This is a genomic window from Parolsenella catena, from assembly GCF_003966955.1.
In the GTDB taxonomy this organism is placed as follows: Bacteria; Actinomycetota; Coriobacteriia; order Coriobacteriales; family Atopobiaceae; genus Parolsenella; species Parolsenella catena.
Window position 1 is genome coordinate 94,021 of sequence record NZ_AP019367.1, and the last position, 22,908, is coordinate 116,928.

The following is a 22,908-nucleotide window of genomic DNA, read 5'->3' on the forward strand; positions in this document are numbered from 1 at the left end:
GCGAATCTGAAAGCCGAGCTAAATAAACCCCATAAACCCACCAGGAATTACTGATACGAAGCCATAGGACAAAGCTATGGCTATCCAGGGAAAAGAGCCGCCGCCTGCATCGTGCGGGCGGCGGCGTCTGCTCGGGCTTTGGGTCGCCTGGCTACTTCACGTAGGTGACGCGGCTCGCGAGGCGCTCGGCCGCTGGCTTCTCGCCGCCCTCGTCTGCGTATCCCAGGATGCAGTGGCCCACTCCGCGCCACTCGCCCTTGACACCCCATTTGGCGAGCAGTGCCTTGCCCTCGTCGGAGTCGAACTCCTCGTGGGCGCGGTGAATCCAGCACGACCCCACGCCCAGGGCATGTGCCGCGTTCATGAGGTTGCCCATGACAAGCGCGCCATCCTCGACGCAGGTGGGAACGGCGGGGTCCGTGAGTACGACGATGACGGTCCTGGCGCCGTAGAATGGATCGCCCTCGGCGCCCATGATGGCCGCGTTCATGCGGCTGAGTTGCGCCACGTCATCCGGGTTCGTTACTACGACGAGGTGCGTGGCCTGCCTGCCCATGCCGCTCGCGGCGTACAGCCCCGCCTCGACGATCTGCTTTACCTTCTCGTCCTCGACAGGCTTGTCCGAGAACTTCCTGCAGCTGCGACGCTGCTCGAGCGCCTCGATGACCCCGTTCATGCTCTGGTCCCTTCTCGCGGTTGGTGCCTGTTGCGTTTATACCCGTGGCTACGAGCGAAGCGCGCGCTCGAGGTCGCCGCGGCCCAGCGCCTCCTCGAACAGGTGCGCGAACACGACGCTGCCATGCAGGCCATCGTGCTCAAACTCGTTCGTGACCCAGGCATGGCTTGTGGCCACGCGGGAGAGCGTGTCGAGCTGCAGGCCCGAGTCCACGTACAGGTCATCGAAGTAGACGGCGGCCTGCAGGGGCACCTCGTTTGCCGCGAGCTGGCGCTCGTCGTAGATCTCGTCGAACTCCGTGTCCTCCATGAGCAGGTCCACGGCTGGCTTGAGCGGGGCAAGCAGCGGGTCGTCCTCGAACATGAAGGGGAACGCCGCCTCGCCCGTGAGCATGAGCGGCCGCGCCGCCGCATCGAACTCGGAATGGCGCGCGTATTCGTGCTCGGCTGCCCAGCGGATGGGGGCGTCGAGCGTGCCGTTGGCGTAGATGAACTCCTGCAGCGTCCAGTAGAGCGGATTGCCGGCCGTCGTGAGGTTCTGAAGCACGGCCATGAGGAAGCCGTCCGTGAGCTCGGGCGTGGAGCCGGCGCAGGCGGGGGAGCCATTGCCCGTCTCGAAGGCGGTGTCGAGAAGGTTGTGCAGGCGCTCGGGCGCGGGCTTCATGCCCAGGCCGCCGCCGAGCGTCTGGAGGCGGCGCGGCGTGAGCGGGCTGCCATCGGGCAGCGTGACGTCGCCTGTGGCGAGTCGGTCCGCGACCGCGGCCATGCGGGCCTCGTCCTCGGGGTAGCGTGCGTAATAGGCGCGCGTCTTGGCGGCCATGCGCGGGAACGTGTGGGCATAGACGTCCGCAGCGCTTGCCGGCACATGCGGGATGCCGCCGCACGTGAAGCTCGCGGCGATGCCCTGCGGGTAGAAGCTGAGGTAGGTGAGCGTGAGGAAGCCGCCATAGCTCTGGCCGAGCGTGGTCCAGGCGCGGCCGCCGAACTCGGTGAGGCGGATGTACTCGAGGTCACGCACGATGGATCGGGCGAGCAGTCGCTTGAGGTAATCCGCCTGGGCGCGCGCATCCCCGCGGCGCGCGATGGACTTGGCGCTCGCGTGCTCGCTGCGGCCAGTGCCGCGCTGGTCTGGCAGCACCACGCGGAAGTGCTTGATGGCCTCGGCGATCCAGCCGTCCGAGGTGGGCGAGAGCAAGCGCGGGCCCTGGCCGCCCGGACCGCCCTGGAGGAACACGAGCAGGGGCAGGTCCCGGCCGACGTTTTCGGGTGTGCAGACCGTGCGGTAGAACACGTGGATGCGCTCGCCGGCCGGCAGTCCGTCCGTGGCGGCTCGCTCGGGCTCGGTGCCACGCCAGTCGAGCGGGACCTCCACGGAGTGGTCCTCGACGTAAAGGCCGGGCAGGTAGTAGCTTGCTAGTTTGGGCATGGGCACTCCTCGTTCGTTGGCGTCTGCTCCATTATCGGCGTTTGGGCCCAACCCAACGACGCTGCCGCCGCGTTGCGCCCCGCCTCGCTGCGTTACCATAAAGAACCGTACGTTTGACTGCCGGCGGTAGACCGACCGGCGCCATGGCCCGCGCGGAGTCTCATTTGCCCCGCCGCGTGTGCCCAGAAAGGTTTCTCGGCTCAATGCCCATCAACATCCCCGACGGTCTGCCCGCCAAGCGCATCCTCCAGCAGGAGCGCATCTTTGCCCTCGAGGAGGACGTGGCCCGCAAGCAGCAGATTCGTCCGCTTCACGTGGCGCTGCTCAACCTCATGCCCACCAAGATCGAGACGGAGACGCAGATCTTGCGCCTCATCTCGAAGTCGCCCATCCAGGTGAGCGTCGACTTCATGCGCGTCTCGTCCCACGAGGCCACCCATGCCGCCGATCACCTCGTGAAGTTCTACGACACGTTCGATGACCTCAAGCACAACAACTACGACGGCCTCATCATCACGGGTGCGCCCGTGGAGCAGATGCCGTTCGAGGAGGTCGACTACTGGGACGAGCTGTGCCAGATCATGGACTGGGCGCAGGAGCACGTGCTGTCCACGATGTTTCTGTGCTGGGGCGCCTTTGCCGGCCTGTATCACCTGCATGGCATCCACAAGCGCCTGCTGGGCTCCAAGCTCTTTGGCGTGTTTCCCCAGCGTCTGTGCGATGAGTACAACTTCCTCACGAACGGCTTTGACGAGGTGCACAACATGCCGCACAGCCGTCACGCCGCGCCAGACGAGAAGGAGATCGACGCCGACCCCGCGCTACAGGTGCTCTCCCGCGGCGAGACGAGCGGCCCGGCGCTCATCGCCACGCGCGACTTCCATGAGATCTATGCCCTCGGCCACTTCGAGTACGGCCGCGACACGCTGGCGGACGAGTACTGGCGAGACTTCCACGCGGGCCTGCCCATCCAGCTGCCGCTGAACTACTTCCCCGACGACGATCCCGAGAAGCAGCCGCTCTTCACGTGGCGCAGCCATGCCAACCTGCTGTATCGCAACTGGCTCAACTACGTCTACCAGACGACGCCCTACGAGCTCGAGCGCGTGCCCGAGGTCGTGGCGGAGCTGCGTGAGCACACCGAGCAGCTCCTTGCGAAGGGCGGCGTGCCGAGTAAGTTCTAGGGCGGCGTGCGAGGGACTCTGGTGTCCGCCGCTGCCCGCCGTCGTCGCTTATCGTGCCAAGCGCACCTAAAACGTAAGACTTCGCTTCATCGTGCAGAACGCACCCTATCTGGGCCTCTCGCGGGCTCGATAAGGTGCGTTCGGCGTAGCTAGCGAGTGACGACGCATCGCAAGATGGCTTCGCATGTCGATGGGGCGGTTGCTACAATGAAATTATTAATTTCATTGTATTGGAGGCTGTCATGGTGACGATGATGAGCACGAAGATGACGAAGGCCGGGCAGACCACCGTTCCAAAGGAGATCCGTACCGCGCTTGGCATTGCGGATGACTCTCGCGTGTACTGGTTCTGGGATGGCGAACACGCTTACATCGCCTCCACGCCCTCGCCTTTGCCGGAGGTGACTTCGGCAAAGGAATTCTGGCGGGGGATTGCGGACGCGGAGAGACAGGTAGAGGCCGGCAAAACCCGCTCCGCCAACGAGGTCGTATCAGAGATGAGGTCGAGGTATGGCTGCTGATGGCTACGAGGCCGTGCTTACCAACCTTTTCGAGGAAGACTTGGATACGGAGCTGGCGTGGCGAGCGCATGAAGTGGGGCCGGGGAGTGCTGCGAGCTTTCTCGACTCCTTCGAGCAGGCAAAAGATGCGGCGGTTTCCTTTCCCGCCTTCATGCCGTAAGTCGAGGGCTCGGATTATCGTTGGGTGCCGGTTAAGAAGAGGATTGCGGTGTTTCGCATAGACGCGCGCGCCCGTAGGGTTGTTTTCCTGCGCTTGTATAACGCGTCCTCGAATTGGAAGAGCATGCTGAGGAAATCTGCCAAGTCGTAGGCCCCCAGTGATTTCAGTCTGGCTGTTTTTCGTACCAAACGCACCCTAAAACGTAAGACTGTTGATTCATCGTGCCGAACGCACCTTATTTGGGCCTCTTGAGGGCTCGATAAGGTACGCCCGGCACGATAGGTATACGGGGGTATACGGGGCGGAGACAGCGGCCCCATCGCCCCACGGCAAATACGCCAGGGTGTGCGCGGCGCTACTCGGTTCCGGGCTTGAAGTACTGGATGTAGGCCTCGATGAGGTCGGAGCCTGACTGTGCCGCGGACACCGGATATTTGAATCTGAAGTAGTAGAGATATCCGTCAGTTACGTAGTACTTGTCGTAGTACTCAAAACATGTCTATGCCTCCAGGATGACGTGGCGCAGGGCGCCGTTCTCGTAGACGCCATAGCTGTGCGTGCCGTCCTTGGGGATGGAGACGCTGCCGGGGTTGAACGCCCAGACGCCCTCGTGCGCGGGCGCGGGTTCGCTCACCTTCTTGTGCGTGTGGCCGTACAGCAGGATGGAGCCCGCGGGAAGCTCCGGTAGCCTTTCGACGCTGTTGTGGAAGCCGGCACCGTAGACGTGGCCGTGCGTGAGGAAGAGCTCGCAGCCGGTCTTCTCGCGTGCGGAACCATCCGCGGCGAGTGCGGCCGCGGGGTCGAAGATGGTGGTGTAGTCCGCCATGCAGGGGAAGTCGAGGACCATCTGGTCGACCTCCGCCTCGCAGTTGCCACGCACGGCGATGATGCTCGACGCGAGCGGGTTGAGCATGGCGATGACCTCCTTGGGCGCGTAGCCCTCGGGGAGGTCGTTGCGCGGGCCGTGGTAGAGGATGTCGCCGAGGAGGAGCAAGCGGTCGGGCTGCTCGGCGTCGAGGGCGTCCATGAGGCGACGGCACCAGGCGGCGGAGCCGTGGATGTCGCTTGCGATGAGGAACTTCATGAGGTTCTCCTTACTCGCACCGCAGAAGGGCGCGATAGGTCTCGAGTCCGCGGACGAGCACGTCCTCGTCCATGCGGAATTCGTCCGAGTGAAGCGGGATGCCGGTGCCAGTGCCGAGCAGCATGAACAGGCCCGGGAGGTGGCGCTGGTAGAAGGCGAAGTCCTCGGCGATGAGGAGGGGTTCGGGCACGAGCTCGAGCGTGTCTCCGAGGGCGGACTTCGCGAGGTCATAGAGGGCCGCGTCGTTCGTGACGGGCGGGTAGCCCTCGGCAAAGTCGAGGTTATAGGTGCAGCCGTAGGTGGCACAGGCGTCCGCGAGGCGCTGCTCGACGCCAGCGCGGGCGCGGTCGAACATCTCGTCCGAGAAGACGCGCAGGCTGCCGGCGACCTTCGTCTCCGCACTGATGGCGTTGCAGACCGTACCGCTCTGCATGAGGCCGAACTTGAGCAGGCACGGCTCCTCGGCGGAGAGCTCTGCCATGAGGGCCTCGACGCCGGTGAGGAAGTGCGCGCCGGCGAGCAGGGCGTCGTTGCCATCCGCGCTCTTGGCGATGTGGCTCGAGGTGCCGTGGATGGTCACGTGGGTCTCGCTCGCGCGGGCGAGCAGGGCGCCCGGGCGCGTTGCGACGACGCCGGCGGGAAGGTCCGGCCAGACGTGGAAGCCGAAGATGCGGTCTGCGTGGTAGCGCTCGAACACGCCGCTCTCGCAGACGATGCGGGCGCCGCCGGTGGTCTCCTCCGCGGGCTGGAACACGAACAGGACGTTGCGTGGCAGGGGACAGGCGGCTCCCTCGCGGACGCCTCGCAGCACCTCGTCCACCCAGCAGGCCGCGGCGAGGGCCATGGCCATGTGGCCGTCGTGGCCGCAGGCGTGCATGTGGCCGGGCTTGGCCGAGCAGAACTCGACGCCGCTGTTCTCGGTGATGGGCAGGGCGTCCATGTCCGCGCGGACGGCCGTAGCGGGTCCGCCTGACTCGCGCCCGCATGCCGCGCCCACGTCGAAGAACGCGCAGACGCAGCTCTCGCAGGGCGTCGTGACCTCGCAGGACAGGCCGTCGAGAACCCCGCGAACGTAGCGGATCGTCTCTGGCAGGTCAAAGGAGAGCTCCGGGATGCGATGCAGGTCTCGCCGGAACTTGGTGAGAAGCTCGAAGTCTTCCATGTGGCTCCCGTCTTGGGGTTGTCGTTTCCTGCCAAGACTATACGCCGCGCTCGTCCGGTGAAAAGAGGGGACTGCCGCGTCTCACTCGCAGCGCTCGAGTTCGCGGACGTCACCGCCGCCATGGTCGACCACCACGCGCTCGATGGCGTCTGCGCTCCCCTCGCGAACCTCCAGGCGCCACTCGGTGAGTGCGAGGTCCATTGTGGTGGGGCCGTCGGTCTCCTCGAGTGCGACGGTGAGCGTGCCGCCCTCCTCGGTCACACGCTCGATCTTCTGGCCGGGGATGGACGCGCCGGCAAGCTGGAGCTGAATGAAGCCGTCTCGCATGGCCCAGCCATCGCCGGGTAGGGCCACGTCGTTTCCCGGCGATGCCTCGAGGGTGAGGACGGGCAGCGAGTCGTCCTGGGTCGCGGACCATAGAGGCGCGCCGCCGGTCTTCTGGCTGCCCGCGCACCCGGCTGCCGCGAGCGCCGCCACGACGCCCGCCGCGGCGGCCACGAACTGCCTTCTCGTCATGCTCATGCGGGTCCTCTCGTGCGGGGCCTGTGATGCCCTGGATTCTACCCGGGCCTGCGCGTTCGATGCCTGCCGCCGGTCGCTCGCTCTCATCGCGCGGTCGCATTCGTGGCGAGAACGTTACGTGCCCTCGCGCCTCGCCGCCCATCCCGTGCTTTGTGCTACGGTAGCTCCACTGATAGAGGCGCGGGGAAGAGGAGGCGTGTGCGAGCCGGCAGGCGTCGAGTGCGCGCAGAGGCAACCCCGCCGAACCCGGCCGTCAGGCATGACGCTCGGGTGGGCTTGCGGGAGACACCCGCGAGACTGTCTGCAGTGGCCGTTCGCGCGGCCCCAAATCCCTGCAGGAGCGCTATCGATTGGAGACGCATGAGCGCGCCGCAAGACACCTGTCTGCCCACTGGGGCAGCGCAAGGTGAGACGTCGGAGGTCCGCACCACCGCTGACCTCGACCGTCTCCCAAACCATGGGTATGACCTCAAGCTCCCGTTTGCGAGCAAGGCCACGCTCGAGGCGGTTGCCGAGAAGTACCCCACGCCCTTCCACCTGTATGACGAGGCGGGCATTCGTCGCAACATGGAGGCCATTCGCGAGGCCTTCTCGTGGAACCCCGGCTTTCGCGAGTACTTCGCCGTGAAGGCCAACCCCAACCCCGCGCTGATCTCCATCCTGCGCGAGTACGGCTGCGGCTGCGATTGCTCGAGCTACACGGAGCTCATGATCGCCGAGGCCGTGGGCATCACGGGGCAGCAGATCATGTTCTCGAGCAACGACACGCCGGCGGCGGACTTCGCGAAGGCGCGCGAGCTAGGCGCCATCGTCAACTTCGACGACATCAGCCACATCGAGTTCTTCGAGAGGGTCGCCGGCCCCATCCCCGAGACCGTGAGCTGCCGCTTCAACCCCGGCGGCCTGTTCCAGCTTGCCAACGGCATCATGGATAACCCCGGCGACTCCAAGTACGGCATGACGACGGAGCAGCTCTTCGAGGCGTTCTCCCAGCTCAAGGCCAAGGGCGCCAAGAATTTCGGCATCCACGCATTCCTCGCGAGCAACACGGTCACGAACGACTACTACCCCAAGCTCGCGCGCATCCTGTTCAAGCTTGCCGTCGAGCTCGAGGAGAAGACGGGTGCGCACGTGGCGTTCGTCAACCTCTCCGGCGGTGTGGGCGTGCCCTACCTGCCCGCTCAGACCGCGAACGACATCCGCGCGATCGGCGAGGGCGTGCGTGCCGCCTACGAGGAGATCCTCGTCCCCGCCGGCATGGGCGACGTCGCGATCTATACCGAGATGGGCCGCTTCGTGTTGGCGCCCTATGGCTGCGTCGTGACGCGCGCCGTCCATGAGAAGCGCATCTACAAGGACTACATCGGCGTCGACGCGAGCGCCGTCGACCTCATCCGCCCCGCGATGTACGGCTCCTACCACCACGTGAGCGTCGTGGGCCAGCCCGGCGGCGAGGACAAGACGCGTGCCGAGGCGAGCGAGACCTATGACGTGACGGGCAACCTCTGCGAGAACAACGACAAGTTCGCCGTCGACCGTCACCTGCCGCACGTGGACATGGGCGACCTGCTCGTCATCCATGACTCGGGCGCCCACGGCTACTCCATGGGCTACAACTACAACGGCAGGCTCCGCGCGGCCGAGGTGCTGCTGCACGAGGACGGGAACGCCGAGCTCATCCGCCGCGCCGAGACACCGGCGGACTACTTTGCCACGCTCGACGTGCTGCCCGAGGCGCACGAGCGCCTCGCCGCGGCGTGCGAGGGACTCACGGGAATCAAGTAGGCGCGGCCGCTCCCGGTCACGCGAATGGGGTGGCTCGCCGCCCCGCTAAGGAGACAACATGGACGTTCGCAAGCTCGAGGGATCGATCGTGGCCCTTGTCACGCCGTTCAGCGAGGACGGCTCCGTCAACTTCGACCAGCTCGAGCGCCTGCTCGAGTTCCACGTCGAGAACGGCACGGACGCGATCCTCACGCTGGGCACCACCGGCGAGAGCGCCACGATGACCGACGAGGAGGACAACTCCGTCGTCAAGTTCGTCGTAGACCACGTGGCCGGCCGCGTGCCCGTCATCGCGGGGTCGGGCTCCAACTGCACCGCGGTGCAGACGGCCAAGAGCCTCACGTACCAGAGGCTGGGGGCCGACGCCGTCCTCATCATCTCGCCCTACTACAACAAGTCCAACGAGGAAGGCATCTACCAGCACCTCAAGCACACGGCGGACGCCACCGACATCCCCTGCATCCTCTACAACATCCCCGGGCGCACCGGCTGCTCCATCTCCGTGCGCAACGTCGAGCGCCTGGCCGCCCACCCCAACGTGATGGGCATCAAGGAGGCGAGCGGCAACATGGCCTACGCCGCGAGCATCGCCCACTGCCTGTCCGATGACTTCCGCCTCTACTCCGGCGAGGACGCGCTCACGGTGCCGCTCATGGCGCTCGGCGGCTCGGGCACCATCAGCGTGTGGGCAGACGTGCAGCCGGCCCTCGTCCACGAGATGTGCCGCGCCTACCTCGACGGTGACGCCGAGCGCGCCACGCGCATCCAGGTGGAGGGCCAGCCGCTCATCTCCGCCCTGTTCGGCGAGGTCAACCCCATTCCCGTCAAGGAGGCGCTCGCCCAGATGGGGCTCATCGACGCCAACTACCGTCTGCCGCTCGTTCCCATGAGCGAGGGCCCCAAGGCCGCCCTGCTCGATGCCATGAAGGGAGCTGGTCTCATTGACTAGCGAGAACGCCGCCCCCATTCGCGTCGCCATCATGGGCGAGGGCCGCATGGGCTCGCTCATCCGCTCCACGGCCGAGGCCGCGCGCACCGAGGAGGGCTCGGCCGCGTTCGAGGTCGTGGCCCAGATCGGCTTTGACCTCTCCGCCGCCGACGCCGCCCCTGCCGCCGACGTCCTCATCGACTTCTCGAACGTCGTGACGCTGCCGGCCGTGGCCAGCTACGTGCGCCGCACGGGTGCCGCGCTCGTCTCGGGCACCACGGGCTACACCGACGAGCAGATGGCGGAGCTGCGCTCCCTTGCCAAGACGAGCGCCGTGCTGCAATCGGGCAACTACTCGCTGGGTATCGCCGCGCTGCGCCACGCCGCGACGCTTGCCGCCCGCGAGCTTGCCGGCTTTGACGTCGAGATCGTCGAGACGCACCACAACCAGAAGGTCGATGCGCCCAGCGGCACGGCAAAGCTTCTGCTTGACGCCGTGGTTGCCACCGAGGCCGAGGAGGGCCGCGGCGAGTACCACCCGGTCTATGGTCGCGAGGGCATGGTTGGCAAGCGTGACCCCCGCGAGGTGGGCATGCACTCGCTGCGCGGCGGCACGGTCGCCGGCGTGCACACAGTGAGCTTCTTCGGCACCGACGAGGAGGTCTCGCTCACGCACCGCGCCACGAGCCGCCAGATCTTCGTGAACGGCGCGCTTGCCGCCGCCCGCAAGATGGCCGGCCGCGAGCCGGGCTTCTATGGCTTCGACGAGGTCATGTTCAACTAGCCATTCGGCTGGCCAAGAAATCGAGAAAACGCTATCGGCCGCCGTTCGCGGCCTGAAGGGATGCAGCGCATGGACGCTCAGGAAATCATCAACTACATCGCCACGGCACCCAAGAAGACGCCGGTCAAGGCTTACATTCGCCTCAAGGAGGGTGCGAGCGTCGACCTCTCCTGCGCCGAGCACGTCTTTGGCACCGAGCAGAACAAGGTCGTCTTTGGCGACTGGGCACTTCTCGGCCCCGTGCTCGAGCAGGCCGCCGGCGCCATTGACGATCTGGTGGTAGAGAACGACGGCCGCAACACGGGCGTGCCCATGCTCGACAAGAAGGGCATCCACGCCCGCATCGAGCCGGGTGCCATCATCCGCGACAAGGTTGAGATCGGCGACAACGCCGTCATCATGATGGGCGCCGTCATCAACATCGGCTCGATCATCGGCGACGGCACGATGATCGACATGGGCGCCATTCTCGGTGGTCGCGCCACGGTGGGCAAAAACTGCCACATCGGTGCCGGCACCGTCCTCGCCGGCGTGGTGGAGCCTGCGAGCGCCACGCCCGTCGTCATCGAGGACGACGTGCTCATCGGCGCCAACGCCGTGGTGCTCGAGGGCGTTCGCGTGGGCAGGGGCGCCGTCGTGGCAGCTGGCGCTGTCGTCATCGAGGACGTGCCCGCCGGCGCCGTCGTGGCCGGCGTTCCCGCCAGGGTCATCAAGCAGGCGAGCGAGGTCGCGAGCGGCAAGGTGTCGCTCGTCGACGCGCTGCGCACGCTGTAGGCGCGCGCGGCCCGTCTGGCCCTCGCGGCCGCCACAAGGGCGATAGCTTAGATAGATATAAGAAGAGGGACGGACAGGCGCTTGGCTTGTCCGTCCCTCTGTCGTTGTGCGCCCAAGCCCGAGGGCTCCCCGTGGCGCACGGGGCTCACACTGCCTCTCCGCGGCGTGTCCCGTTTGGCGAGAAGCTAGTCCTCGGCGATCTCGGTGATGGCACCGGCGGGGCAGGCCTCCTGGCAGGAGCCGCAGGCCACGCAGGAGTCCTCGTCCTTGACGGTGGCAACGTCCTCGAGCTCGAGAACGTCGCAGGGGCAGGTGTCGACGCAGACGCCGCAGGCGACGCACTCGTCAGCGTTGATAACGGGATGGGCCATGATGATTCCCTTCATCGTGTTTTTTACTGCCGGGAGCAAGGGTCGTCGGGCTTAAAAGTAAGCCTTGGTAACCTTTCTACCAGCTCCTTTAGGTGAGAATACCAGTCGCGCGCCCGTTTGCAAGGCACGATTGGGAATTGGTCTGGAGTGCCCCAAATCGGGCACATCGCTGAGAAAATCCCACTAATGAGGGGTATTTTTGTCCGAAGCTTCAGGTGCGCTCGGCCGGACGTGCCCTGCATCCTTGAAAGGGCAGGCCAGCGACGTGACGCCAAGACCCTATGCCAAACACCTCAAAAAACCTTATGTGAAGAGACTTAGATAATGTATAGAATGAGTGCGCAGGGGGCATAACCCCAAACGTACAAAGAGATTAAAAGCGCGGGCGGCGCCCCAGGGCGGCCGCACGCAGAAGGAAAGGACCGCACCATGGGCAAGATTCTGGGTATCGACCTTGGTACCACCAACTCCGCGATGGCGGTGCTCGAGGGTGGTCAGCCCACGATCATCGTGAACGCCGAGGGCGACCGCACCACCCCGTCCGTCGTGGGCTTCCGCTCCGAGGGTGACCGCATCGTGGGCAAGGCCGCCAAGAACCAGGCCGTGACCAACCCCAAGAACACCGTGTTCTCCATCAAGCGCTTCATGGGCCGCAAGTACTCCGAGTGCGCCTCCGAGCTCAAGACCGTCCCGTACTCCGTCAAGGAGGGCCAGGGCGGCCGCGCCGTCGTGGAGATCGAGGGCGAGGACTTCACGCCCGAGCAGGTCAGCGCCATGATCCTCTCCAAGATGAAGGCCGACGCCGAGAAGTACCTTGGCGAGACGGTCACGGACGCCGTCATCACCGTCCCGGCCTACTTCAATGACGCCCAGCGTCAGGCCACCAAGGACGCCGGCAAGATCGCGGGCCTCAACGTCAAGCGCATCGTGAACGAGCCCACGGCCGCTGCCCTTGCCTACGGCCTGGACAAGAAGGGCACCGAGCAGAAGGTCCTCGTCTTCGACCTGGGCGGCGGCACGTTCGACGTCTCTCTGCTCGACCTCGCCGACGGCGTGTTCGAGGTCCTCGCCACCAACGGTGACAACCACCTGGGCGGCGATGACTGGGACCAGCGCGTCATCGACTGGATGGCTGACAAGTTCCAGCAGGAGAACGGCGTCGATCTGCGTCAGGACCCCATGGCCCTGCAGCGCCTGAAGGAGGCTGCCGAGAACGCCAAGAAGGAGCTCTCCGCTGGCCAGCAGACCACCATCAACCTGCCGTTCATCACGATGAACCAGTCCGGCCCGCTGCACCTCAACTACACGCTCACCCGCGCCGAGTTCGAGAAGATCACGCGTGACCTGCTCGACCGCTGCAAGGCCCCTGTGACGAAGGCCCTGCATGACGCCAACATGCAGATCTCCGAGGTCTCCGAGGTCATCCTCGTCGGTGGCTCCACCCGTATGCCTGCCGTCCAGGAGCTCGTGAAGCAGATCACGGGCAAGCAGCCCAACATGTCCGTGAACCCGGACGAGGTCGTCGCCGACGGCGCTGCCGTCCAGGGCGGCGTGCTCACCGGTGACGTCGAGGGCATCCTGCTGCTCGACGTGACCCCGCTGTCCCTTGGCGTCGAGACCATGGGCGGCGTCATGACCAAGATGATCGACCGCAACACCACGATCCCGACCTCCAAGACCGAGGTCTACTCCACGGCTGCCGACAACCAGACGTCCGTTGAGATCAACGTCCTGCAGGGCGAGCGCGAGATGGCCGCCGACAACAAGAGCCTCGGCAAGTTCCAGCTCACCGGTATCCCCGCTGCCCGTCGTGGCGTGCCCCAGATTGAGGTCACGTTCGACATCGACGCCAACGGCATCGTGAAGGTCACGGCCAAGGACAAGGGCACCGGCAAGGAGCAGCAGATCACCATCTCCGGCTCCACCGCCCTGTCCGACGACGAGGTCGACCGCATGGTCAAGGACGCCGAGTCCCACGCCGAGGAGGACAAGAAGCGCAAGGACGAGATCGAGGTCCGCAACCAGACCGATAGCCTTGCCTACTCCACCGAGCAGACCGTCAAGGAGCTCGGCGACAAGGTCCCCGCTGACATGAAGAAGCAGGCCGAGGACGCCGTGGCCGAGGCCCGCAAGGCCCTCGACGGCACGGACGTCGACGCCATCAAGGCCGCCGGCGACAAGCTCCAGGAGGTTGGCCACAAGCTCGCCGAGGTCGTCTACTCCAGCGCCCAGGCCGATGCGGCCGCCGGTGACAGCGCCGCCCAGCAGGGTGGCTCCGACGACGTGGTCGACGCCGACTACGAGGTCGTCGACGACGACAAGGACAACCAGTAGCGAGGGGTGAGTCATGATGGCTCGCACCACCGTGAACGATAGGAACCAGGCGGGGGCACCCGAGGCCCCCGCGCCGAGCCCCGAGGGGGACGACGTGAAGGTCGACATCGAGGTCGAGGGCGACGAGAAGCCCGAGCAGACCGCCGACGCCCAGCAGGAGGAGCCCCAGGCCGTCGAGGCCGAGGTCATAGAGCCGGACGACGCCGAGGGCAACGCCGCGGCCGATGCCGACGAGGATGACGAGCGGGCCCGCGTCGAGGCGGCCATCAAGGCCGGCGAGGCCGCGGCCGAGCAGGACTTCAAGTCCGAGGCGGACGGCCTGCGTGCCGAGCGCGACGAGCTCGCCAAGAAGCTCGCGAGCGTCTCGGACGACATCGAGGCCGCCAAGGCCGAGGCCGCTGCGTCCGCGGACAGGCTCTCGCGCCTCCAGGCGGACTGGGAGAACTACCGCCGCCGCACCGAGCGCGACCGCGTGACCGAGCGCGAGCGTGCCTGCGAGGGTCTCGTGAAGGACCTGCTGCCCGCCATCGACGACCTCGAGCGCGCCATCGCGCACGCCCAGGCGTCTGCCGAGGGCAACGACGTTGCCCAACAGCTCGCAGACGGCGTCTCCGCCGTGCACGAGAAGGTAGTCTCGGTGCTCGAGAAGCAGGGCGTCGAGGTCATCGACCCCGCCGGCCAGCCGTTCGACCCGATGGATCACCAGGCCGTCGGACGCGTGGAGAACCCCGACGAGTACGATGAGACCGTCGCGGACGTCTACCAGAAGGGCTATCGCATGGGCGGCAAGGTCGTCCGGCCGGCCATGGTGACCGTCACCTACGGCGGCGCCAAGAGGCCCGCCGAGCCCGCAGAGGGCGACGCGGACGCTGGAGAGGCCGAGTCCAAGTAACGAACCGCGTGCGCCCGGGCCATCAGCTCGGGCGCACGCATCTGATTGAGAGGGGGTGCCCTTCGCCATGGCGCAAAGGACGTTCTACGACGTGTTGGGCGTCAAGAAAGACGCCTCTGCCGACGAGATCAAGAAGGCGTTTCGCAAGCTCGCGGTGAAGTACCACCCCGACGCCGGCGGAGACGAGCAGAAGTTCAAGGAGATCAGCGAGGCGTACGAGACGCTCGGTGACGAGAAGAAGCGTCGCGAGTATGACCAGATGCTCATGTTCGGTGGCATGCCGGGCGGCGGCGCGGGCGGCTACTCCTACTCCACCAACGTGGGCGGCAACTGGGCCGACATGTTCACGAACATGCGCGGCGGCGATGGCTTCGGCGGCTTTGACTTCTCCACCATCTTTGGTGGGGCCGCCGGCCAGCAGGCGCGCAGGTCCATGCGCGGCAGTGACCTCACGCTCACGATCAGCCTCACGCCGGAGGAGGCGTTCAAGGGCACGAAGCGCGACGTCTCGTACATGGTGCCTTCGACGGGCGAGCGCGCCAAGCTCACGGTCGAGGTTCCCGCCGGCGCCTACGACGGCATGAAGCTGCGCTATCACGACCGCGGCGAGTATGGCAGCAACGGTGGTCCGCGCGGCTCGCTCGTCATCACGACGAGCGTGGCCGAGCATCCGCTGTTCAAGCGCGATGGGGCCGACGTCCGCCTCGAGCTTCCCGTGAGCATCTGGGACCTCGCCCTCGGTGCCTCGGTCAAGGTGCCTACGCCGGGCGGCAACACGCTCAAGCTGCGCATCCCGGCCGGCACGCAGGACGGCAAGACGTTCCGCTTCCGTGACCTGGGAGCGCCGAACGTGAAGCGCCGTGGCACGTTTGGCGCCATGTACGTCACCGTTCGCGCCCAGATCCCAACGCGGCTGTCCGCCAAGGAGCGCGAGGCCCTCGAGGCACTGCGTGACGCCGATGAGCGCGACTACCGCAAGGACGTCGAGAAGTACTTCAAGGCATAGCTTCCGGGCGCCGGGGCATCGGCTCCGGCGCCCGTATGGGGTGCAAGCCACCCCGCAGGAGGGGAGAGCCGCAGATGGCGCACAAGAACGAAGAGGGCCGCAACAAGCCGCTCTACATGATCAGCGTCGCCGCCGAGCTCACGGGCATGCACCCGCAGACGCTTCGCGTCTACGAGCAGAAGGGCCTCGTGAACCCGGGGCGCTCCCGCGGCAACACGCGTCTCTACTCGCAGGCCGACATCGAGCGCCTCGAGCTCATTGGCCGTCTCACGGACGAGGGAATCAACCTCGCCGGTGTCGTGCGCATCCTCGACATGCGCGAGCACGAGGAGGAGATGGAGCACGAGATAGACGAGATGCGCGCCCGCGTGCGCGAGCTGGAGGACCAGGTGCGTGAGTTCAAGACCCGCGAGCGCATCACGGCGCTGGCCCCCTACGAGGGCATGACGCCCGAGAAGGTCATGCGCGGCCTTCTCGGCGGCAAGGTCGAGGGCTCAGACGCGGAGTAGCCGCTCGGCTGCTTGGGCACATGGAGTCACGGGGCGGGCGGCCTTGGCTGCCCGCTTTTTTGTGCGCCGCAAAATCTGCTATCAATGGACTTAGATTTTGTATATCGTTCCATGTAGGTGGGAATATACAACCTCGATAAGCGACGTCGCCCACAAGGGCGACAGCCCCGCACGGCCGGCATCGTCCGGCTGTGCCGGCGGCATCCAGGAGAGGTGATCGATATGAGACTAGACAAGATGGCCGTAACGGCCCAGGAGGCGCTCCAGGCGTCCATCGGCGTTGCCACGGACGCCGAGGCGGGCTCCGTCGAGCCGGTGCACCTGCTCAAGGCGCTGCTCGACTCCGGCGAGCGCAACCTCAGCTCCATCATCGAGCGTGTGGGCGCGGACCCGCGCGCCATCGCCGGCGCCGTGGACGAGCAGATCTCCCGCGAGCCCAAGGTGAGCGGCTCGGGCCAGCAAGTGGGGCTCTCGAATGACTTCGTGAAGGTCGTCGACGCGGCCGAGAAGCTCGCCACGAAGCTCGGCGACTCCTACGTCACGAGCGAGCACCTGCTGTGCGCCCTCGCGGACGACCGCTCGGACGCCGGCCGCATCCTCAAGGCCGCGGGCGTCACGAGCAAGCGCGTCCAGGACGCCTACAACGACCTTCGCGGTGACGAGCGCGTGACGAGCCAGGACTCCAAGCCCGAGTTCGAGGCCCTCGAGCGCTACGGCCGCAATGTGACCGACCTCGCGCGCCAGGGCAAGCTCGACCCGGTCATCGGGCGTGTGGAGGAGATTCGCCGCACCATCCAGGTGCTCTCGCGCCGCACGAAGAACAACCCCGTCCTCATTGGCGAGCCGGGCGTTGGCAAGACGGCCATCGTCGAGGGCCTGGCCGAGCGCATCGTCGCCGGAGACGTGCCCTCCACCCTCAAGGACAAGGAGCTCGTGGAGCTTGACATGAGCTCGCTCGTGGCCGGCGCCAAGTACCGCGGCGAGTTCGAGGACCGCCTCAAGAGCGTGCTCAAGGAGATCGAGAAAGCCAACGGCCGCATCATCCTGTTCATCGACGAGCTGCACACCATCGTGGGCGCCGGCGCCACCGAGGGCTCCATGGACGCGGGCAACATCCTGAAGCCCGCCCTGGCGCGCGGCGAGCTGCACGCCATCGGCGCCACCACGCTCGACGAGTACCGCAAGTACATCGAGAAGGACGCCGCGCTTGCCCGCCGCTTCCAGACGGTGCTCGTGAGCGAGCCCACCGTCGAGGACACGATCTCCATCCTGCGTGGCCTCAAGGAGAAGTACGAGATGCACCACGGCGTGCGCATCACCGACGCCGCGCTCGTCTCTGCCGCCGACCTCTCCAACCGCTACATCGCGGACCGCTTCCTGCCCGACAAGGCCATCGACCTCGTGGACGAGGCGGCGAGCCGCCTGCGCATGGAGCTCGACAGCATGCCCTCCGACATCGACGCGGTGGACCGCCAGCTCACGCAGATGCAGATCGAGGAGCAGGCCCTCATGAAGGAGGAGGATGCCGCGAGCAAGGAGCGCCTCGAGACCCTTCGCAAGGAGATCGCCACCACGCGCGAGAAGCTCGACGGCATGAAGGCCAAGTGGCAGAACGAGAAGGGCGCCATCGACCAGGTGCAGGACCTCAAGCGCCAGATTGACGACGCCAAGACCGAGGAGGAGCGCGCCACGCGCGCCGGAGACCTCGCCCGCGCCTCCGAGCTGCGCTTCTCGACCATCCCGGACCTGCAGAGGCGCTATGACGAGGCCGAGGCCGCGCTCAACGCCAAGCAGGCGGAGGGCGGCGTGCTCAAGGAGGAGGTCACGAGCGAGGAGATCGCCGAGGTCGTGAGCGCCTGGACGGGCGTGCCCGTGTCCAAGATGATGCAGGGCGAGGTCGAGAAGCTCCAGAACCTCGAGGCCGAGCTCCACAAGCGCGTCGTGGGCCAGGACGCGGCCGTCAACGCCGTGGCCGCCGCCGTGCGCCGCAGCCGCGCCGGCCTGGCAGACCCTAACCGCCCGCTCGGCAGCTTCTTCTTCCTTGGCCCCACCGGCGTGGGCAAGACGGAGCTCGCCAAGGCGCTTGCGGACTACCTGTTCGACGACGAGCGCGCCTTGGTGCGCATCGACATGTCCGAGTACATGGAGAAGTTCAGCGTCCAGCGCCTCATCGGCGCGCCCCCGGGATACGTGGGCTATGACGAGGGCGGTCAGCTCGCCGAGGCTGTGCGCCGCCGTCCCTACTCCGTCATCCTCATGGACGAGATGGAGAAGGCCCATCCAGACGTCTTCAACATCCTGCTGCAGGTGCTCGACGACGGCCGCCTCACGGACGGCCAGGGCAGGGTCGTGAGCTTCAAGAACACGATCATCATCATGACGTCCAACGTGGGCAGCCAGGCCATCGCTGCGGGCGAGCAGGATGGCGCGAGCAAGGCCGAGGTGGACAAGCAGGTCAACGACGCCCTGCGTGCCACGTTCAAGCCCGAGTTCCTCAACCGCATCGACGACATCGTCGTGTTCCATCCGCTGGGCCTCGATGACATCGAGAAGATCGTCGACATCCAGCTCAAGGGCGTGCGCGACCGCCTCGACAACGAGCGCATTTCGCTTGAGCTCACTCCGGCGGCCATCCAGGCGCTCGCGCTTGACGGCCTCGACCCGGTCTATGGCGCGCGTCCGCTCAAGCGCCTCATCCAGAGGCAGGTCGTGGACAACGTCGCGAATCTCATCATCGCTGGCGAGCTGCACGAGGGCGACACCGTGCGTGTGGACGTCCGCGATGACAACGACTTCTACGCCGAGCGCGTGGCGGCCAAGCCCGCGGGTGCCGCCGTGAGGCCCGACGAGGTCGAGTAGCGTGCCCGCCCGGCCAGGGCGAGAAACGTGGGATGATAGCGCCCGAGGCCCTTGTGGCCCCGGGCGCTCTTTCTGCCCTGGGCACGCGAACCTCGCCTCATCCGATAACCGACCGATTGGAGCGACCATGAGTGACGATGAGGGCCAGTCCCCAGAGCCCACCGAGCTGCTCCCGGGTGGCGTGGGCAAGCGCCCTGAGCCCGAGCGAAAGGCTGACGGCGGAACGCTTCCCATGCCAGCCCCGCAATCGCGTCCCGATGACGAGACGACCGAGCTTGCGCCTGCCGCAACGACAAGCCTAGGCGAGGGCGAGGGGCCGGGGCCCGAGCGGGATGCTGCGCCTGCCCCCGATGGCGACAAGCGCCGCCGCTGCGCCCTTGCCGCCGTTCTCGCCGTGGCCCTGTGCCTTTTGCTGGCGGCAATCACCTACCAAGCCGAGCTCTGGGGAGGCGTGAGCGTCCCTGACGTTACGGGCCTCACGGAGGCAGGCGCCACCTCGGCGCTTCGCGACGCCGGCTTTGACGTGAGCGTGATGGACGTCCCCACAGACTCTGGCGCGGGCACGGCCCTCTACACGAATCCCCAGGTGGGCGCGCGGGCGCGTCGCGGCTCAACGGTTGAGCTCGGAGTGGGCGTCCCAAGGACGGTCCCCTCCATCGTGGGCCTCTCGCTCGACGACGCACGCTCGCGGCTGGATGACGCCGACATCACGAACCTGCGCCTCGAGTACAGAAACTCGGACGACGAGGAGGGCATGGTGCTCTCGTGCGCTCCCGCCGCCGGCTCCGTCGTCACGGCCGACGAGCAGGTGACGCTCGTCGTGGCCCAGCCCTACACCGTGCCAGACGTCGTGGGCCTTTCCCAGGACGAGGCCGCAAGGGTCATAGGCGAGGCTGGCCTCGCGTCAAGGGTGGAGTGGCAGGAGGCCGAGGGGGATTCCCTCACGGTGCTGTCCACCTCGCCCCGGGCGGGGGAGCGCGCAAGCGCGGGCGCCACGGTCACGGTGACCGTCGTGGCACCGGGCGCGAGCTCCGAGGCGCACGTGGCCGACTACCTTGCCTCAGATCCGAGGGACGTCTCGGCCTACCTTCGCTGGAAGGGCTGGTCGTTCGAGTATGGCGTCACGGAGCCTGGCGCGGGCTCGCTTGCGCAGGGCGAGTATGCCGAGACCGGCTGGAAGAAGGCGGGCGTGGGAGCGCTCACGTTTACGCCCCGGCCGCTCTCGCCTGCCCATGGGGTGTTCCTCGGAAGCCTGTTCACGAGTGACGTGCTTGCCCAGGGCTCGCCGATTGCCGGCGTGCGCTTTGAGCCCGTCCTGACCGGGGACGATGCGGACCCGCAGGTGAACGCCGCGACCGTCTCAACATGGGCCGCGCGCTGCGGGCTGGAGAGCCTCGAGGGAACGCTCTCGGGGGATGACGTGGCGCGTGCCACGGGCGCCGCCGCGCCGTCCCGTCGCTACGTCGTGGGATATGGCGAGCAGGATGCTTTCGTCTGGGCCATCCTCGTGCGCGAGCGAGGCGTCGTGGTGACGTGCGCTCCCGCCGGCCTGTACGATGACGTTGACCTGAGCAAGTACGGTGACTCGCTTGGGGTGTACCTCGCGTATGCCCTGGGCTCGGACTGATGGGGGAGCCATGAGTGACGAGAAGAAGCCGGCGACGCGCGAAGCCGCCCACGAGCGTCATGATGCTGCGGCGCCGATGCTCGCGGACCCGTGTGTTCGTGCGGAGAACGAGGACGATGACGGCTACGATCCCTACTCTGATCGCAGGCCGGCGCCCGAGCCCATGTTCGAGCGCGACCCCTGGAGCTAGCGCCCTATGACGAGGCCCGCCTGACACGTGCCAGGCGGGCCTCGATTCGTCTATGGGGAACCCTCTACTGGAGGAGCAGAACGACGAGCAGCGCGACGATCGCGATAACCGCTACCACGACGGCAACCGTCGCGATCGTGCGGCGCTGCTGGCGCTCCCGCGAGCCAAAGATCTCGCGGCTTCCCTTGGGAACGGAGAGGTACTGGCCATACTTGAGCTCCTGGCGGACCTTCGTCTCCTGGGAGCGGGCGCTGCGATAGGCGCCGCGCGACATGCGATTGCGCGTCGAGAGCGTGTAGCCGGACTCGTGGGAGTACTGGTTGTCGTACGTCTCGTCCGCCTGGACGTCATTCACGGGCGGCTGGCTCTTGTGGTGCCTGGGCTCGCGCACGTAGGCGGGTCGGGGAGCCGGCTCGTGCTCCTCGCGTGCCTCCGATACGGGAGCCTCCTGGCTCGCCTGCTCGAAGGTGGGCTCCTCTGGTTCGAGTTCGTTCATGTCGTCCGTGCCCATGCATCCTCTTTCGGGACTCGCTGTAACTCAACAGAGTGTACCCCGCCCCGTGGGTCCCGGCGGCGCTCTCTTGCGGCCCCTTGAATCCGACATGCCTCCCAAAGCCTCCTGAAAGGTTTGCACGATGCCTGGCGTCCTTGAACCTAAGTCAAACACGCTTAGGTTTTATGAGCAAAATAATTGAGAAATCTTGCGTGACGATGAATAGAACCATGTCAGGCGGGAACAACAACTGATGAAACGAGGGGCGCAGGATCCACGGGGCGCCCGCATCCAACAAGAGGAGTTGGTAACTATGGCAAGCATGATTCCTTACGACCGTTACAACAGGCTCGCGCGTTCGGTCTTCCCGTTTGATGACGTCTTCGACAGCTTCCTGGCTCCGGTGTCCACGCCGGCAGACTTCAAGATGGACGTCGAGGACGCGGGCGACAAGTACGTCATCAGCGCCCATGTCCCCGGTGTCACGCGTGACCAGATTGACGTCGAGCTCAACGAGGGCCGTCTGTCCATCACGGTGGACAAGAAGGACTCTGACGAGCAGAAGTCCAAGAACTACCTGCAGCGTGAGACCGGCGAGTACACCTGCACGCGTGGCGTCTTCCTGAAGGACGCCGCCACCGCGGGTCTCTCCGCCAAGCTTGCGGACGGCATTCTGATCGTCAACGTTCCCAAGCAGGACGAGAAGGCCAACGTCACGAAGGTCTCCATCGACTAACGGCAGACGGGCAATACCGTGCCTGGGGTCGTCGCTTTGCGGCGGCCCTTTTTTGTTTGTGGCGCAGGGGGGCGCGACGGGCCAGCCTCCATAAGGCAAACACAAGTTCGATTTCATGTCCGCAACGGGTCGTATGCTCTCGGCGATTAGGCGCGAGAGAGGAGATGCGGACATGGGCGATACGGGAATCGGGCTGCTCGAGCGGTGCGTGGTGCTAAGAGAGCGGTGTGGGGGAGACGAGCGCGTCGTTGTGCTGGAGCGCCGGGCTGCGGTCCTGCTCGTCTACTACGGAACGCGAGGAGAGCAAACGAGCGAGGCCTTTGGCTCGGCATGGCGGGTCTCCTGCGTTCGGCTGGGCGAGGAGCGCGAGGCGGGGCTCGTGTGCGCCTTGCATGGCGAGTCTTCCGCGGGGCTTGCGGATGCAATCAGGTCCTACTTCTCCCAAAGCGACACGGAGCTCTCGGATCTGCTCGACCTCATGGATGGCGCGGGCATTCCCTATGCCTACGCGTGCGCGGATGAGGGCGGAATCGTGTGCAGGGAGGAGGCGGGTGCAATCGCTTCGTAGCCCGAGACAGCAAAAGAGGCCGGAACCCGTGGGTTCCGGCCTCGTGCATGTAATGGTGCGGCATATAGGATTCGAACCTATGACCTTTTGATTCGTAGTCAAACGCTCTATCCAGCTGAGCTAATGCCGCAGCGCAGTTAGATATATTGCACCTCTAGGGCTAATGCGTCAAGCAAAAAATGAAAAAAGTTGAGCTATTTTTTCGGTCAGCGTATCTACCTCGGAGTTTGCGCTGAAGGCATGCATTTCGTGGGGAGCCACTCTGTGGAATGCGCGCCCAGACAAAGAAAAAGCCCCGCGAGGAAATCCCCACGGGGC

At 66.1% G+C, this 22,908-nt stretch carries 23 protein-coding genes, 1 tRNA gene and 1 riboswitch; of the genes, 16 read left to right on the forward strand and 8 right to left on the reverse strand.

The window, feature by feature from the left end; translation table 11 throughout:
* Nucleotides 1–151: 151 nt before the first annotated feature.
* Both Pcatena_RS00410 and Pcatena_RS00415 read right to left on the reverse strand, forming a co-directional pair.
* Nucleotides 152–676 (reverse strand): nitroreductase family protein, encoded by a 525-nt coding sequence (locus tag Pcatena_RS00410; protein WP_126420634.1) that lies wholly within the window; start codon nucleotides 674–676, stop codon nucleotides 152–154.
* A 48-nt stretch (nucleotides 677–724) separates the two neighbouring features.
* A complete protein-coding gene (locus tag Pcatena_RS00415; protein WP_126420636.1) occupies nucleotides 725–2,101 on the reverse strand; it encodes an alpha/beta fold hydrolase in 1,377 nt (458 codons plus the stop codon).
* Between the two features lie 203 nt (nucleotides 2,102–2,304).
* On the opposite strand from Pcatena_RS00415, the gene Pcatena_RS00420 reads away from it, so the two are divergent.
* The 3 genes from Pcatena_RS00420 (at nucleotide 2,305) to Pcatena_RS08080 (ending at nucleotide 3,966) form a co-directional block, all read left to right on the forward strand.
* Nucleotides 2,305–3,285 carry a homoserine O-succinyltransferase gene (locus Pcatena_RS00420; RefSeq protein WP_126420638.1) on the forward strand — a complete coding sequence of 327 codons (981 nt, stop codon included), beginning with the start codon at nucleotides 2,305–2,307 and terminating at the stop codon, nucleotides 3,283–3,285.
* A 242-nt stretch (nucleotides 3,286–3,527) separates the two neighbouring features.
* Nucleotides 3,528–3,806 (forward strand): AbrB/MazE/SpoVT family DNA-binding domain-containing protein, encoded by a 279-nt coding sequence (locus Pcatena_RS00425; protein WP_126420640.1) that lies wholly within the window; start codon nucleotides 3,528–3,530, stop codon nucleotides 3,804–3,806.
* Nucleotides 3,796–3,966 (forward strand): hypothetical protein, encoded by a 171-nt coding sequence (locus Pcatena_RS08080; protein ID WP_172596326.1) that lies wholly within the window; start codon nucleotides 3,796–3,798, stop codon nucleotides 3,964–3,966. Before Pcatena_RS00425 ends, Pcatena_RS08080 begins: the two co-directional genes overlap by 11 nt.
* A 499-nt stretch (nucleotides 3,967–4,465) precedes the next feature.
* Here the strand turns inward: Pcatena_RS08080 and yfcE are convergent, their stop codons facing one another.
* The 3 genes from yfcE to Pcatena_RS00440 form a co-directional block, all read right to left on the reverse strand.
* A complete protein-coding gene (yfcE, locus tag Pcatena_RS00430) occupies nucleotides 4,466–5,050 on the reverse strand; it encodes a phosphodiesterase (protein ID WP_126420642.1) in 585 nt (194 codons plus the stop codon).
* Nucleotides 5,051–5,060: 10 nt separating this feature from the next.
* Nucleotides 5,061–6,212, reverse strand: coding sequence for an amidohydrolase (locus tag Pcatena_RS00435; protein ID WP_126420644.1), 1,152 nt, complete (start codon nucleotides 6,210–6,212; stop codon nucleotides 5,061–5,063).
* 81 nt (nucleotides 6,213–6,293) lie between these two features.
* Nucleotides 6,294–6,734, reverse strand: coding sequence for a hypothetical protein (locus Pcatena_RS00440; RefSeq protein WP_148102772.1), 441 nt, complete (start codon nucleotides 6,732–6,734; stop codon nucleotides 6,294–6,296).
* A 165-nt stretch (nucleotides 6,735–6,899) separates the two neighbouring features.
* A riboswitch (Lysine riboswitch) is annotated at nucleotides 6,900–7,088 on the forward strand.
* Nucleotides 7,089–7,094: 6 nt separating this feature from the next.
* Between Pcatena_RS00440 and Pcatena_RS00445 the strand changes: the two genes are divergently transcribed.
* The 4 genes from Pcatena_RS00445 (at nucleotide 7,095) to dapD (ending at nucleotide 11,005) form a co-directional block, all read left to right on the forward strand.
* Nucleotides 7,095–8,519, forward strand: coding sequence for a diaminopimelate decarboxylase (locus Pcatena_RS00445; protein WP_126420648.1), 1,425 nt, complete (start codon nucleotides 7,095–7,097; stop codon nucleotides 8,517–8,519).
* Between the two features lie 58 nt (nucleotides 8,520–8,577).
* Nucleotides 8,578–9,468, forward strand: a complete 891-nt coding sequence (dapA, locus tag Pcatena_RS00450) for a 4-hydroxy-tetrahydrodipicolinate synthase (RefSeq protein ID WP_126420650.1) — start codon at nucleotides 8,578–8,580, stop codon at nucleotides 9,466–9,468.
* Complete coding sequence (gene dapB / locus Pcatena_RS00455) at nucleotides 9,461–10,231, forward strand: 4-hydroxy-tetrahydrodipicolinate reductase (protein WP_232619855.1); 771 nt, start codon at nucleotides 9,461–9,463, stop codon at nucleotides 10,229–10,231. The genes dapA and dapB overlap by 8 nt, the downstream gene beginning before the upstream one ends.
* Nucleotides 10,232–10,300: 69 nt before the next feature.
* A complete protein-coding gene (gene dapD, locus Pcatena_RS00460; protein WP_126420651.1) occupies nucleotides 10,301–11,005 on the forward strand; it encodes a 2,3,4,5-tetrahydropyridine-2,6-dicarboxylate N-acetyltransferase in 705 nt (234 codons plus the stop codon).
* Between the two features lie 185 nt (nucleotides 11,006–11,190).
* On the opposite strand, the gene Pcatena_RS00465 is transcribed toward dapD, so the two are convergent.
* Nucleotides 11,191–11,376 (reverse strand): indolepyruvate ferredoxin oxidoreductase subunit alpha, encoded by a 186-nt coding sequence (locus Pcatena_RS00465; protein ID WP_126420653.1) that lies wholly within the window; start codon nucleotides 11,374–11,376, stop codon nucleotides 11,191–11,193.
* A gap of 429 nt (nucleotides 11,377–11,805) precedes the next feature.
* On the opposite strand from Pcatena_RS00465, the gene dnaK reads away from it, so the two are divergent.
* The 7 genes from dnaK to Pcatena_RS00500 all read left to right on the forward strand — a co-directional run bounded on the left by dnaK (nucleotide 11,806) and on the right by Pcatena_RS00500 (nucleotide 20,793).
* Complete coding sequence (dnaK, locus tag Pcatena_RS00470) at nucleotides 11,806–13,710, forward strand: molecular chaperone DnaK (protein WP_126420655.1); 1,905 nt, start codon at nucleotides 11,806–11,808, stop codon at nucleotides 13,708–13,710.
* 13 nt (nucleotides 13,711–13,723) lie between these two features.
* Nucleotides 13,724–14,602, forward strand: coding sequence for a nucleotide exchange factor GrpE (locus Pcatena_RS00475; RefSeq protein ID WP_229059606.1), 879 nt, complete (start codon nucleotides 13,724–13,726; stop codon nucleotides 14,600–14,602).
* A 67-nt stretch (nucleotides 14,603–14,669) separates the two neighbouring features.
* Nucleotides 14,670–15,608: a DnaJ C-terminal domain-containing protein gene (locus Pcatena_RS00480; RefSeq protein WP_126420657.1), complete on the forward strand. Its 939-nt coding sequence runs from the start codon at nucleotides 14,670–14,672 to the stop codon at nucleotides 15,606–15,608.
* 74 nt (nucleotides 15,609–15,682) lie between these two features.
* Nucleotides 15,683–16,117, forward strand: coding sequence for a heat shock protein transcriptional repressor HspR (locus Pcatena_RS00485; protein WP_126420659.1), 435 nt, complete (start codon nucleotides 15,683–15,685; stop codon nucleotides 16,115–16,117).
* 222 nt (nucleotides 16,118–16,339) lie between these two features.
* Nucleotides 16,340–18,976 carry an ATP-dependent chaperone ClpB gene (gene clpB / locus Pcatena_RS00490; RefSeq protein ID WP_126420661.1) on the forward strand — a complete coding sequence of 879 codons (2,637 nt, stop codon included), beginning with the start codon at nucleotides 16,340–16,342 and terminating at the stop codon, nucleotides 18,974–18,976.
* Nucleotides 18,977–19,103: 127 nt separating this feature from the next.
* Nucleotides 19,104–20,603 (forward strand): PASTA domain-containing protein, encoded by a 1,500-nt coding sequence (locus Pcatena_RS00495; protein ID WP_126420663.1) that lies wholly within the window; start codon nucleotides 19,104–19,106, stop codon nucleotides 20,601–20,603.
* A 10-nt stretch (nucleotides 20,604–20,613) separates the two neighbouring features.
* Nucleotides 20,614–20,793, forward strand: a complete 180-nt coding sequence (locus Pcatena_RS00500; RefSeq protein WP_232619856.1) for a hypothetical protein — start codon at nucleotides 20,614–20,616, stop codon at nucleotides 20,791–20,793.
* A 64-nt stretch (nucleotides 20,794–20,857) separates the two neighbouring features.
* On the opposite strand, the gene Pcatena_RS00505 is transcribed toward Pcatena_RS00500, so the two are convergent.
* Nucleotides 20,858–21,304 carry a hypothetical protein gene (locus tag Pcatena_RS00505; RefSeq protein ID WP_126420668.1) on the reverse strand — a complete coding sequence of 149 codons (447 nt, stop codon included), beginning with the start codon at nucleotides 21,302–21,304 and terminating at the stop codon, nucleotides 20,858–20,860.
* Between the two features lie 295 nt (nucleotides 21,305–21,599).
* On the opposite strand from Pcatena_RS00505, the gene Pcatena_RS00510 reads away from it, so the two are divergent.
* Both Pcatena_RS00510 and Pcatena_RS00515 read left to right on the forward strand, forming a co-directional pair.
* Nucleotides 21,600–22,022 carry an Hsp20/alpha crystallin family protein gene (locus tag Pcatena_RS00510; RefSeq protein WP_126420670.1) on the forward strand — a complete coding sequence of 141 codons (423 nt, stop codon included), beginning with the start codon at nucleotides 21,600–21,602 and terminating at the stop codon, nucleotides 22,020–22,022.
* Between the two features lie 172 nt (nucleotides 22,023–22,194).
* Nucleotides 22,195–22,590, forward strand: coding sequence for a hypothetical protein (locus tag Pcatena_RS00515; protein WP_126420672.1), 396 nt, complete (start codon nucleotides 22,195–22,197; stop codon nucleotides 22,588–22,590).
* Nucleotides 22,591–22,643: 53 nt separating this feature from the next.
* Here the strand turns inward: Pcatena_RS00515 and Pcatena_RS00520 are convergent.
* Nucleotides 22,644–22,720: transfer RNA gene (locus Pcatena_RS00520), tRNA-Arg, on the reverse strand.
* Between the last annotated feature and the right edge of the window lie 188 nt (nucleotides 22,721–22,908).

Bases quoted from the DNA above. Each gene is read 5' to 3' on its own strand.
- Pcatena_RS00410 (WP_126420634.1), bottom strand. From the start codon at position 676: ATGAACGGGGTCATCGAGGCGCTCGAGCAGCGTCGCAGCTGCAGGAAG.
- Pcatena_RS00415 (WP_126420636.1), bottom strand. From the start codon at position 2,101: ATGCCCAAACTAGCAAGCTACTACCTGCCCGGCCTTTACGTCGAGGAC.
- Pcatena_RS00420 (WP_126420638.1), top strand. From the start codon at position 2,305: ATGCCCATCAACATCCCCGACGGTCTGCCCGCCAAGCGCATCCTCCAG.
- Pcatena_RS00425 (WP_126420640.1), top strand. From the start codon at position 3,528: ATGGTGACGATGATGAGCACGAAGATGACGAAGGCCGGGCAGACCACC.
- Pcatena_RS08080 (WP_172596326.1), top strand. From the start codon at position 3,796: ATGGCTGCTGATGGCTACGAGGCCGTGCTTACCAACCTTTTCGAGGAA.
- yfcE (WP_126420642.1), bottom strand. From the start codon at position 5,050: ATGAAGTTCCTCATCGCAAGCGACATCCACGGCTCCGCCGCCTGGTGC.
- Pcatena_RS00435 (WP_126420644.1), bottom strand. From the start codon at position 6,212: ATGGAAGACTTCGAGCTTCTCACCAAGTTCCGGCGAGACCTGCATCGC.
- Pcatena_RS00440 (WP_148102772.1), bottom strand. From the start codon at position 6,734: ATGAGCATGACGAGAAGGCAGTTCGTGGCCGCCGCGGCGGGCGTCGTG.
- Pcatena_RS00445 (WP_126420648.1), top strand. From the start codon at position 7,095: ATGAGCGCGCCGCAAGACACCTGTCTGCCCACTGGGGCAGCGCAAGGT.
- dapA (WP_126420650.1), top strand. From the start codon at position 8,578: ATGGACGTTCGCAAGCTCGAGGGATCGATCGTGGCCCTTGTCACGCCG.
- dapD (WP_126420651.1), top strand. From the start codon at position 10,301: ATGGACGCTCAGGAAATCATCAACTACATCGCCACGGCACCCAAGAAG.
- Pcatena_RS00465 (WP_126420653.1), bottom strand. From the start codon at position 11,376: ATGGCCCATCCCGTTATCAACGCTGACGAGTGCGTCGCCTGCGGCGTC.
- dnaK (WP_126420655.1), top strand. From the start codon at position 11,806: ATGGGCAAGATTCTGGGTATCGACCTTGGTACCACCAACTCCGCGATG.
- Pcatena_RS00475 (WP_229059606.1), top strand. From the start codon at position 13,724: ATGATGGCTCGCACCACCGTGAACGATAGGAACCAGGCGGGGGCACCC.
- Pcatena_RS00480 (WP_126420657.1), top strand. From the start codon at position 14,670: ATGGCGCAAAGGACGTTCTACGACGTGTTGGGCGTCAAGAAAGACGCC.
- Pcatena_RS00485 (WP_126420659.1), top strand. From the start codon at position 15,683: ATGGCGCACAAGAACGAAGAGGGCCGCAACAAGCCGCTCTACATGATC.
- clpB (WP_126420661.1), top strand. From the start codon at position 16,340: ATGAGACTAGACAAGATGGCCGTAACGGCCCAGGAGGCGCTCCAGGCG.
- Pcatena_RS00495 (WP_126420663.1), top strand. From the start codon at position 19,104: ATGAGTGACGATGAGGGCCAGTCCCCAGAGCCCACCGAGCTGCTCCCG.
- Pcatena_RS00500 (WP_232619856.1), top strand. From the start codon at position 20,614: ATGAGTGACGAGAAGAAGCCGGCGACGCGCGAAGCCGCCCACGAGCGT.
- Pcatena_RS00505 (WP_126420668.1), bottom strand. From the start codon at position 21,304: ATGGGCACGGACGACATGAACGAACTCGAACCAGAGGAGCCCACCTTC.
- Pcatena_RS00510 (WP_126420670.1), top strand. From the start codon at position 21,600: ATGGCAAGCATGATTCCTTACGACCGTTACAACAGGCTCGCGCGTTCG.
- Pcatena_RS00515 (WP_126420672.1), top strand. From the start codon at position 22,195: ATGGGCGATACGGGAATCGGGCTGCTCGAGCGGTGCGTGGTGCTAAGA.